Below are 11,027 nucleotides of genomic sequence, written 5' to 3'. Positions count from 1 at the left end.
TCTATCGATCTGGCACGCTTTCTGCTTTCTCTTCTGCAGGTCCAGAGGGGGCCGAAAGAGAAGCGTCCAACGAATGACGCTCCGATAAAGCCGCCGTGCAGCCCAGTGGGAACCGGAAAGGTTTCGCGGCCGCCGGCGGCTTTCTTGTCTGCGCGGGGACGGCCGCTGCCGTTAGTGCGCTGAAAAATATGATTTATCATATTCCTCTATCAAGTAATCTTCCCGGGTTGGCTTTTTTGCCGGACTCCGCCACACTCGCCCGCGGCAAGATCGCGTCTCGCAAAGGACGCGGCTTGCCAGTCAGATCTTCGCGATATAATGAGGACCCACACTAAATGGGTTTTCTGCAACGGTGGAGACGGCAATGAACTCAGCGGGAAACAGGGCAGGCGGGGTTCTGCTGGCGGCGTTGGCGTTTTCTGCCGCCGCCTGGCCGGCTTGGGCCGACAGCGCGGCGCGGCCGGTGCACACCGCCGCCGTGCATTTCGAAGAACGCGAGCAGACGGTCACCATAACCGGGGAAGTGGTCGCACGAGTGGAGACGGACCTTTCCTTCCGCGTCGGGGGCCGCATCACCGGCTGGTTCGTCGATGTCGGCGGCGCGGTCAAGGAAGGCCAGGTGCTGGCGCGGCTCGATCCGGAGGAACAGAACGCCGATGTCGAGGCGGCGGAAGCCGGGGTACGCGCGGCGGAAGCGCAGCTCAAGCTCGCCCGCGCCAATTTCGACCGCCAGAAATCCCTTCTGAGCGATGGCATCAGCACCCGCCGCGATTTCGACGACGCCGAAACGGCGCTGCGCACGGCGGAAAGCGCCCGCGAAGCGGCGATCGCCCAGCGCGACACGGCGAAGGAGGTGCTGTCCTATACCGAACTGCGCGCGCCCGCCGATGGCATCGTCACCGCGCGCCTTGCCGAGACGGGGCAGGTGGCGCAGGCGGCGCAGACCATGTTCACCATTGCCGATACCGGCCCGCGCGACGCGGTCTTCGATGTCTACGAATCGCTGTTCTTCGCCCAGCCGGCGGAGGACGGCGTGGTCGTCACCCTACTCAGCGACGACAGGGTGCGCACGACCGGCAATGTGCGCGAGGTCTCGCCGACGATCGATGCGCAGACCGGCACGGTGCGCGTCAAGATCGCCATGGACCGCACGCCGCCGGAAATGACGCTCGGCTCCTCGGTCGTCGGCGTCGGTGCGCTGGCGCCGCGCCGGGTGGCGGTGGTGCCCTGGCAGGCGCTGTCGGCGGGCCTTGACGGCAAGCCGGCGCTGTGGATCGTCGACAAGGCGAACAGCACGGTGGACCTGCGCCCGGTCGAGGTGCTCTCCTTCGAGACGGGCGCCGCGCTGCTTTCGGGCGGCATCGAGGAGGGGGAGACCTACGTCGCCGACGGCACGAAGCTGCTCCGGCCCGGCCAGACCGTCAGCGCGATCGAAGGAACCGCCCGATGAGAAGACCCGTCCTGTTCGCAACGGTCGCCATCGCCGCCGCGGCGCTGGCCGGCTGCAAGAAGGAAGAGGAAGCCGCCGCGCCGCCGCGCCCGGTCCTCTCCATGGTGGTCGCCCCGACGGCGCTGCCCGGCACGCGCTTTGCCGGCACGGTGCAGGCGAAGGTGCAGGCCGCGCTCGGCTCGCGTGTTTCCGGCCGCCTCGTCTCGCGCACCGTCCATGTCGGTGATCTCGTGAAGAAGGGTGACGAACTCGCCGTGCTCGATGCGACGGCCTATGAGCTGGCCGTGCGCTCGGCCCGGGCCGAGCTTTCCAGCGCCGAGGCGACGCTTTCGAGTGCGATCGCCACCGAGGAGCGGCAGAAGACGCTGCTCCAGTCGAACGCCGCGGCGAGGGCCGCCGTCGAGAGCGCCGAGCAATCGCGCGAGGCGGCCGATGCCGGCCTGACGCGGGCGAAGACGGCGCTCGTCAAGGCGGAGGAACAGCTTTCCTATACCCGCATCCTCGCCGAATTCGACGGTGTCGTCGTGGCCACCGGCGCCGAGGTGGGGCAGACCGTCTCGCCCGGCGAGGCGATCGTCACGGTTGCGCGGCCCGACGAGCGCGATGCCGTGGTCGACATTCCGGAGACGGCGGAGGCCATCGCGCTCGGCAGCCGCTTCACCGTGTCCCTGCAGATCAATCCCGACGTCACGGTGAAGGGCGCGGTGCGCGAGGTCGCGCCGTCGGCCGATGCCGTCACGCGCACGCGGCGGGTGAAGATCGCGCTGGAAAACCCGCCGGATACGGTCCGCCTCGGCACGACCATCACCGCCGAGCTCGAGGGGCCGGACCTCACCGCCATCATGATCCCGCAGACCGCCGTGCTTCAGAAGGACGGCAAGCCGCATGTCTGGCGGGTCGATGGGGAGAAGGGCGAGGTGCATCTGGTGCCGATCGAGACCGGTCCTGCCGTGGGCCGCGCCCTTCAGGTCGCGGGCGGGCTGAAAGCCGGCGACCGCATCGCCACCGCCGGGGTGAACAGCCTCGAAGAGGGCCAGAAAATCAAGGTTGAAGACGAGGCAGGCCTATGAAGAAGTTCAACCTTTCGGACTGGGCGCTCGATCACGCATCGCTCGTCTGGTACTTCATGATCGTCTTCGCGCTGCTCGGCTTCTTCACCTACCAGAATCTCGGCCGCGAGGAGGATCCCTCCTTCACCATCAAGACGATGACGATCAGCGCCGCCTGGCCCGGCGCCTCCGTGGAGGAGACGACGCTGCAGGTGACCGAGCGCATCGAGCGCAAGCTGGAGGAGCTGGAATCGCTCGATTTCACCCGCAGCATCACGACGCCCGGCCAGACGCTGATCTTCGTCAACTTGAAGCCGACGACCCGCGCGCGCGACGTCGCCCCCACCTGGGTGACCGTGCGCAACATGATCAACGACATCAGGGGCGAGTTCCCGTCCGGCGTCGTCGGCCCGGCCTTCAACGATCGTTTCGGCGACGTCTTCGGCAATATCTACGCCTTCACCGCCGATGGCCTCTCGCCGCGCCAGCTGCGCGACTATGTCGAGGATGCCCGCCGGCGCATCCTCACCGTGCCCAATATCGGCAAGGTCGACCTCGTCGGCGCGCAGGACGAGGTGATCTATCTCGAATTCTCGACGCGCCAGCTTGCCGCGCTCGGCATTTCCACCCAGCAGGTGGTGTCCACGCTGCAGGCGCAGAATGCCGTGGCGCCCTCCGGCGTGGTGCAGGCCGGCGGCGAGCGCGTCAGCGTGCGTGTCGGCGGGCAGTTCAGCTCGGAGGCGAGCCTGCGCGACGTCAACCTGCGCGTCAACAACCGCTTCTTCCGCCTCAGCGATATCGCCACGATCACCCGCGGCTACGAGGACCCGCCATCGGCGCTCTTCCGCTTCAACGGCGAACAGGCCATAGGCCTTGCCATCGGCATGAAGCAGGGCTCGAACCTTCTCGAATTCGGCGCGGCGGTGGAAAGGGAGATAGAGCTGCTTTCCCATGAACTGCCGGTCGGCGTCGACGTGCACCTCGTCTCCGACCAGCCGAAGGTGGTCGAGGAGGCGGTGTCGGGCTTCACGCGGGCGCTGTTCGAGGCCGTCGTCATCGTGCTCGCGGTCAGTTTCGTCAGCCTCGGCATCCGCGCCGGCCTCGTCGTGGCGCTGTCGATCCCGCTGACGCTCGCGATCACCTTCGTCTTCATGTATTACGACGGCATATCGCTGCAGCGCATCTCGCTCGGCGCGCTCATCATCGCGCTCGGCCTGCTCGTCGACGATGCGATGATTGCCGTCGAGATGATGGTGGCGCGGCTGGAAATGGGCGATTCGCTCAGGAAAGCGGCGACCTATGTCTATACGTCCACCGCCTTCCCCATGCTCACCGGCACGCTGGTGACGGTGGCGGGTTTCATCCCGATCGGCCTCAACAACAGCGCGGCCGGCGAGTTCACCTTCAGCCTCTTCGTCGTCATCGCCATCTCGCTCGTCGTCTCGTGGGTCGTCGCGGTCATCTTCGCGCCGCTGCTCGGCGTGACGATCCTGCCGAAGACGATGAAGAAGCATCACGAGGAAAAGGGCTGGTTCGCCCGCAGCTTCGCGCGCCTGCTCGATGTCTGCATGCACTGGAAATGGACGACCATCGTCGCGACCGTGCTGGTCTTCGGCGTATCGGTATTCGCTATGCGCTTCGTGCAGGAACAGTTCTTCCCGTCTTCAGACCGACCGGAGCTCATCATCGACTGGTCGCTGCCGCAGAATGCCTCGATCGCCGAGACCAATGCGCAGATCGCCAGGCTGGAAGAGGAGAAGCTCAAGGGCAACCCGGATATCGAACGCTGGTCCTCCTATGTCGGGCAGGGCGCGGTGCGCTTCCTCCTGTCCTTCGACGTGCAGCCGCCGTCGCCCGCCTTCGGCCAGACCGTCATCGTCAGCAAGGACCTGGAGGCGCGCGACCGCCTCAGGGCCGATCTCCAGGCCTATCTGCGCGAGACCTTCGTCGGCACGGATGCGCTGGTGAAGCTGCTCGACATCGGCCCGCCGGTCGGTCGGCCGATCCAGTACCGCGTCAGCGGCCCGGATATCCAGGAGGTGCGCAAGCAGGCGCTCGCCTTCGGCGAACTCATCGGCAAGGACACCCGGCTCGGGGATGTCGTCTACGATTGGAACGAGCCGGCCCGCGTGGTGAAAGTCGACGTGCTGCAGGACAAGGCCCGCCAGCTCGGCGTCACCTCGCAGGACATCGCCTCCGCCCTGAACGGCGTCGTCGGCGGCACGACCGTCACCCAGATCCGCGACGACGTCTACCTGATCGACGTCATCGGCCGGGCGCGGGCCGCCGAGCGCGAATCCATCGAGACGCTGCGCCAGCTCCAGCTGCCGACGGCCAACGGCACCTCCGTGCCGCTCGCCGCGGTGGCGAACTTCCGCTACGAGATGGAACAGCCGGTCGTCTGGCGCCGCTCGCGCCAGCCGACCATCACCGTCAAGGCCAGCATCACCGGCGGCGTGCAGCCGGCGACGATCGTCTCGCAGCTGGAAAAGGACGTTGCCGCCTTCCAGGCGCAGATGCCTTCCGGCTACGAGGTCGCGGTCGGCGGAACGGTGGAGGAAAGCGCCGATAGCCAGGCGCCGATCGTCGCGGTCGTGCCGCTCATGCTGTTTGCCATGGCGACGATCCTGATGCTCCAGCTCCAGAGTTTCTCGCGGCTCTTCCTCGTCTTCGCCGTGGCGCCGCTGGCGCTCATCGGGGTGGTCATCGCGTTGCTCGGCAGCGGGGCGCCGCTCGGCTTCGTCGCCATTCTCGGCGTGCTGGCGCTGATCGGCATCCTCATCCGCAACTCGGTCATCCTCGTCGTGCAGATCGAGGACCTGAGGCGCGAGGGCATGCATGCCTGGACGGCCGTGCGCGAGGCGACGGAACACCGCATGCGGCCGATCATGCTGACGGCGGCGGCGGCCAGCCTCGCGCTCATCCCCATTTCGCGCGAGGTGTTCTGGGGGCCGATGGCCTATGCCATGATGGGCGGCATCATCGTCGGCACGGTGCTGACCCTGCTCTTCCTGCCGGCGCTCTATATCGCCTGGTTCCGCATCAAGCCGGAAGAAGCGGAAGAGGCGGCGCCAGCACCCGAGCCGATCGAGGCGGCGTGACGCCGGCCGAGCCTGCGCGGCGGGACCGCCCCGCGCAGGCGCAGGGAAAGGGCTCATATTTTTGCCCGTCTCACCCGCCGCCGCTTTGAGCGACAGGCTGCTTCCGAAGGGCTGGAGCCTTGGCAAGGCGTAGGCAGGCTGGGCGATCGCAGGCCCGTTCGTTGCGGGGCGGATGGAGGAAAGTTGCGTTCTTTTTGCCGCACCCTCCCTGAAAAAAGCTGGTGGAAAAAGTTGATTTTCAATGCCAAAGCGCCAGCCGGCTTTTCAGAGCGTAACGAATGTGCAAGGAACTTGCTCCATGGTGTCGGCGAGGGCCGCAGGGGTGTGCCGGTTTGGGACAAGGTTTGGTCATGGGACTTGACGAGACATTGGAACTGCATGCCTATGGCGCCTTGTCGCAGCAGGCGACCGGCTTTTGCCCCATGCCTTGTGCGGCATGGTCGAAGGGAAATGCTACGTGATGATCGCAATTGAAGATGGGTGCAGGCCGCGCAGGCTTTCGAGCGCATGGGCGCGGGTTCTTGCGGCGGGCACCCTGTTGACGCTGGCCGGCTGCATGGTTCCGAGCGACGGGCCGCTGACCCACGAGGTCCTTTCGGCCGGCGCGGACGGCAAGTCCTACGACATTCCCCAGACCAAGCTGGTCTTCGACGTCGTGAGCATCGACCAGCGCGTCGCCGGCCGCGTCAGCGCGGGCAAGCGCCCCGGTCTTTCCAGCACCTTCGGCTTCGGCGGCGGAGGCGGCACGCCGGTCATCGGCGTCGGTGACCGGCTGGAGGTCACGATCTTCGAGGCGGGCCCGGATGGCCTGTTCTCCACCACCGAGCGCAAGTCGACGTCGATCCCCGTCGTCGTGCAGCCGGACGGCCATGGCCAGATCCCCTATGTCGGCTCCGTGCGCTTTGCCGGCATGACGATCGATTCGGCCCGCGCGACGATCGTCGATGCGCTGAAGGCCAAGGCGGTGGAGCCGGATGTCATCGTCTCGCTTGCGACCAATGCCTCGCGCACGGTGTCGATCCAGGGCGACGTGAACCGGTCTGGCATCCTGCCGCTCGGGCTGAGCGGGCAGCATCTCAGCGAGGTGATCGCCCTTGCCGGCGGCGCGTCCAAGCCGCCCTACGACACCTATGTGAGCCTGAAGCGCGGCGGCCGGACGCGCAGCGTGCTGCTGCAGTCGCTGATCGACAATCCGAAGGACGACATCTACGTCAAGCCGGACGACCAGATCTATGTGAGCTACGACCCGCAGACCTTCGCGGCGCTCGGCCAGACGGGCAAGACGGGCAAGATCCCGTTCAACGCGGCCAGGCTGAGCCTGGTGGAGGCGGCGGCGCTGGCCGGCGGCGGCAATGTGACGACGGCGGACCCGAAGGGCTATTTCGTCTTCCGCTACGAGGACGAGGGCGTCTACCGCAGCGTTGTCGGCGACGACCGGTTCCGTGACCTGATCGCGCGCGGCATGATGCCGGACGGGGAGGGACGCTATCCGATCGTCTACCGGCTCGATCTGGCGGCGACGCAGAGCTATATCGTGGCGCAGACTTTCCCGGTGCGGAACAAGGACGTGGTCTATCTGGCGCGTCATATGGCGACGGACCTTGCGAAGTTCCTGACGATCGTTTCCAGCGGAGCGAGCGCGGCCTACAACATCCAGCGCACCGCGGACCTGCTCTGACAGGTCCCTGGTCCGCTTGACGCGGTGATGCCGGCGCCACTCGCGGCCGGTCTGCCGGCGGCAGACGGTGCGCGGGCTTGCCGGAATTGCTCTCGAGGACTGCATGGCCGGCCAGGCACGCAAAACCTATGCGCTTCTTTCCTTCGGTCTCTGGCAGCAACGGGCGGATATCGCGCGTCTGCTCGATGCCGAGATCGTCGCCTGGCCCTTTGCGCTGCCCGGCCGGATCGACGGGTTCATCGGCTGGGGGCGCCGGTCGTCCGGCCGTCGCGCTGTGCGCCTTGCGGCGCGCAGCGGCAAGGAGGCCATCACCCTTGAGGACGGGTTCCTGCGCGGCTTTGCGGCGGGGCGGGGGGAACCGAGCCATTCCTATGTGATCGACCGGGAGGGCATCTATTTCGATGCGCTCCAGCCGAGCGACCTCGACCGGCTGCTGTCGCAACCGGTGACCGATGCCGCTGCGCTCGGCCGCGCCGGCCGGCTGATGGCGCAACTGCGCGGCGCGCGCCTGTCGAAATACAACAACAGCCCGGTGATGACGCCGACGGCGGCCGGCGTGCCGCACGGCCGGCCTTTCGTCCTGCTTGTCGATCAGGTGGCCGGCGATGCCTCCATTGCCGGGGCCGGGGCGAGCGCGTCAAGCTTCCGCGCCATGCTGGAACATGCGGTCGCCCACCATCCGGGGAAGATGCTGGTCGTGCGCACCCATCCGGCGGCGGGCGACCGCAGCCTCTTGCGGCAGGCGGCAAACGCCATCGGGGCCGAGATCGTGGTGCCCGCGCGCATGAATCCCTGGCCGCTGCTGGAGGAGGCCGACTGCGTCTATACGGTGTCGAGCCAGCTCGGCTTCGAGGCGCTGATGGCGGAGCGGCCCGTCCATTGTTTCGGGACGACCTATTATTCCGGCCGCGGTCTCACCGTCGACCATGGGCGCCTGTCGCCCGCCCGCCCGCCCGCCTCGCTCGAACAGATTTTCCACGCGGCCTATATCGACTATTCGCACTACCTCGACCTGCACACGCGCGCGCCTTGCACGCCGGAGCGGGCGGTGGAACAGGCGATCACGGTGCGCGACCAGCGTGCGCGCATCGAGCGCAAGGTGTTCACCGCCGGCTTCTCGCCGTGGAAGCGCATGGCGATGACCCCCTTCCTGAAGGGCATGGCAGGCGATCCGGTCCATGCCCGCTCGCTCGAGGCCGCGGCGGCGGCGGCACGCGCGGCGAACGGCGTCGTCGCGCTCTGGGGAAGCGATGCGGCGATGCCAGCCGACGTGCCGGCGATACGTCTCGAAGACGGGTTCATCCGCTCCCGCGGGCTGGGGGTCAACCTCGCCATGCCGTCCTCGGTCGCGCTCGACGGGGCGCATGTCTATTACGACGCGCGGGGTGAAAGCCGGCTGGAGGCGCTGATCGCGCATGGCACGGTCGACGAGGGGCTGCGGCGGCGGGCGCGCGATCTCGTGCGCCTGCTGGTCGAGCGCGGCGTGTCCAAATACAATCTCGGGACAGCTGCCGACCTGCCGGCGGTTGCCGGCGGGCGGATGAAAATCCTGGTGCCGGGGCAGGTGGAGAAGGACGCCTCCATTCGCTACGGCTCCCCCGCGGTGCGCTCCAATGCCGATCTCGTGCGCGCCGTGCGCGCGCTCTTTCCCGATGCCTTCGTCGTCTACAAGGCGCATCCGGACGTCGTGTCCGGCGTGCGCGACGGCGGCGCCGAGCCGCAGGAGGCCGATCTCATCGTTCGCAGCGGCGACATCCTGCAATGGATCGGCTGGGCCGACCGGGTCGAGACGATGACCTCGCTGGCCGGCTTCGAGGCGTTGTTGCGCGGCAAGGCCGTAGGCGTGCATGGGGCACCGTTCTATGCCGGCTGGGGTCTGACGGACGATCGCCTGCCCATTCCACGCCGCGTGCGCCGCATCGACCTTGAGTCGCTGGTGGCCGCAAGTCTCATCTGCTATCCGCTTTATATCCATCCCCTCAGTGGCTTACCGTGCCGGCCGGAGGATTTGGTTGAGGAAATTTCGGGTGCCGCCATGAAATCGCCCGGAGTCGGACGGAAGGTCTTTTTGTGTGCGGCGCAACAAATCAACCGTGTTGGGGTGTTGCTTCGCGACTCGCGGTTGCGGTAAAAGGCGGCCAGAAAAATGGGAACGGGGCCGAGTCGCCATCTTGAGCGCAGCGGTCATTCGTGTGCCGGGGGATCGGCGACAAAATCGGGGAGTATGGCAGATGCGGTTGCTAAAACGGCGCCTTTGTGCGAATACCATTCCATCCAGCAGCATAATTTGAGTTGAGCCGACCTGTCATGAGCGTACAGCATGATACCGATTTGAAGGCGGGTCGCTCCGACGCCGAAGGCGCTGCTTCCGCGCGTGGGTCCCGGCTGATCAATCTGGCGTTGCGCCGCAAGCTTTCCAAGCGCTTCCCCTCCAAGAGCGCGCCGCGCGTGCTTTTTCTGCAGGGGCCGGTCGGTCCTTTCTTCCGCAAGGCCCAGGCGCTGCTCAATGACAGCGGTTTCGATGCCTGGCGCATCTGTTTCAACGCCGGCGACCGGCTTTTCGCCCGGGGCGGCAAGATCCTGCATTTCTCCGGCACGGCCGATGTCTGGCGGGACTGGTTCACCGAAATCGTCGGCGAACATGGCTTCGACCATGTCGTGCTCTTCGGCTGCGAGCGCGAGGTCCACAAGATCGCGATCGAGCAATGTGCCACGCTCAATATTCCCGTCCTCAGCCTGGAGGAGGGATATATCCGTCCCGGCTTCGTGACGATGGAGGTCGGCGGCAACAACTGGCGCTCGCCGCTCGCGGGTCTTCTGCCTTCCGGCAATGACGAGGAGAAGCGCCGGGAGCGGCCGCGCGGGACGAATTTCCCGTCGTCCTTCGGTGCCATGGCGACCTATGCCTTCATCTATTTTTCGGTGCGCGGGGTCTTTTCGACGCTGAGCGAACGCAAGCTCTTCCACAAGCACAAGCGTTCGCTGGCACCCGAGGCCTTCTACTGGATCAAGAACTACTACCGGAAGTTCCGCAATCTCGGCAGCAATTACCGCACCATGGAGCGGCTGCTCGAGCACCATGACAAGAAGTACTACATCGTGCCGCTGCAGGTGCACGACGACAGCCAGCTCGGCGCGGCCGCGAGCGGCTGGAACAATCAGAAGCTCATTCTGAAGACCATCGTTTCCTTCGCGCGAAACGCGCCGCCGACGCACCAGCTGGTGTTCAAGATCCATCCCATGGAGCGCGGGCACAGCCAGGACAAGCAGTTCATCCGCCAGGTCGGCGTGCTCAACAATGTCTCCGAGCGCATCCACATCCTCGACAGCGGTTCGCTGGGCCTGATGACGCGGCATGCCGCGGGCATGGTGACGATCAACAGCACCTCCGGCCTCTCGGCGCTCCAGCACGGCATTCCGCTTGCCGTTCTCGGCCAGGCCTTCTACCGGCATCCCTCGCTCGCCTTCTGCGTCAACAAGGGTATCGAGCTGGATAGTTTCTGGTCGTCCGGCCATGTCGCGCCGACGGTGCAGCGACGCGACTACCTGAACTGGATCGCCCGGGAATGCCTGCATCCCGGCGACTACTACGCCTATGAGGGCATCGAGATCGCGGTGAATTCGCTGCTGGAAAAGCTCCGGGCCATGGATGCTGCGGGCCGCGTGGTGGAGCTGCCCGACGTGTCCAACGTCATGCCGCTGCTGGCGCAATCGCAGTAAGGGCGGCACGCCTCTTTCAGGACGGCCCG

General features: G+C 66.5%; 6 protein-coding genes. All 6 read left to right on the top strand.

Annotation, left to right across the window (positions count from 1 at the left end; all coding sequences use genetic code 11):
* Window positions 1-364 precede the first annotated feature (364 nt).
* A complete protein-coding gene (locus tag AABF56_RS13465) occupies window positions 365-1,450 on the top strand; it encodes an efflux RND transporter periplasmic adaptor subunit (RefSeq protein WP_272806295.1) in 1,086 nt (361 codons plus the stop codon).
* Window positions 1,447-2,520 carry an efflux RND transporter periplasmic adaptor subunit gene (locus tag AABF56_RS13460; protein WP_272806294.1) on the top strand — a complete coding sequence of 358 codons (1,074 nt, stop codon included), beginning with the start codon at window positions 1,447-1,449 and terminating at the stop codon, window positions 2,518-2,520. The genes AABF56_RS13465 and AABF56_RS13460 overlap by 4 nt, the downstream gene beginning before the upstream one ends.
* Window positions 2,517-5,600, top strand: coding sequence for an efflux RND transporter permease subunit (locus tag AABF56_RS13455; RefSeq protein WP_244768448.1), 3,084 nt, complete (start codon window positions 2,517-2,519; stop codon window positions 5,598-5,600). Before AABF56_RS13460 ends, AABF56_RS13455 begins: the two co-directional genes overlap by 4 nt.
* Window positions 5,601-6,060: 460 nt before the next feature.
* The gene (locus AABF56_RS13450; protein ID WP_272806293.1) at window positions 6,061-7,278 is read left to right on the top strand and encodes a polysaccharide biosynthesis/export family protein; all 1,218 of its coding nucleotides are present in this window, start codon (window positions 6,061-6,063) and stop codon (window positions 7,276-7,278) included.
* A 103-nt stretch (window positions 7,279-7,381) separates the two neighbouring features.
* The gene (locus AABF56_RS13445; protein WP_272806292.1) at window positions 7,382-9,409 is read left to right on the top strand and encodes a capsular polysaccharide biosynthesis protein; all 2,028 of its coding nucleotides are present in this window, start codon (window positions 7,382-7,384) and stop codon (window positions 9,407-9,409) included.
* A 176-nt stretch (window positions 9,410-9,585) separates the two neighbouring features.
* The gene (locus AABF56_RS13440; protein WP_272806291.1) at window positions 9,586-10,998 is read left to right on the top strand and encodes a capsular biosynthesis protein; all 1,413 of its coding nucleotides are present in this window, start codon (window positions 9,586-9,588) and stop codon (window positions 10,996-10,998) included.
* The last annotated feature ends 29 nt before the right edge of the window (window positions 10,999-11,027 follow it).

This window comes from Shinella sp. WSC3-e (genome assembly GCF_945994535.1).
Classification (GTDB): Bacteria; Pseudomonadota; Alphaproteobacteria; order Rhizobiales; family Rhizobiaceae; genus Shinella; species Shinella yambaruensis.
This window is presented reverse-complemented; position numbering and strand designations above follow the sequence as displayed.

Bases quoted from the DNA above. Each gene is read 5' to 3' on its own strand.
- AABF56_RS13465 (WP_272806295.1), top strand. From the start codon at position 365: ATGAACTCAGCGGGAAACAGGGCAGGCGGGGTTCTGCTGGCGGCGTTG.
- AABF56_RS13460 (WP_272806294.1), top strand. From the start codon at position 1,447: ATGAGAAGACCCGTCCTGTTCGCAACGGTCGCCATCGCCGCCGCGGCG.
- AABF56_RS13455 (WP_244768448.1), top strand. From the start codon at position 2,517: ATGAAGAAGTTCAACCTTTCGGACTGGGCGCTCGATCACGCATCGCTC.
- AABF56_RS13450 (WP_272806293.1), top strand. From the start codon at position 6,061: ATGATCGCAATTGAAGATGGGTGCAGGCCGCGCAGGCTTTCGAGCGCA.
- AABF56_RS13445 (WP_272806292.1), top strand. From the start codon at position 7,382: ATGGCCGGCCAGGCACGCAAAACCTATGCGCTTCTTTCCTTCGGTCTC.
- AABF56_RS13440 (WP_272806291.1), top strand. From the start codon at position 9,586: ATGAGCGTACAGCATGATACCGATTTGAAGGCGGGTCGCTCCGACGCC.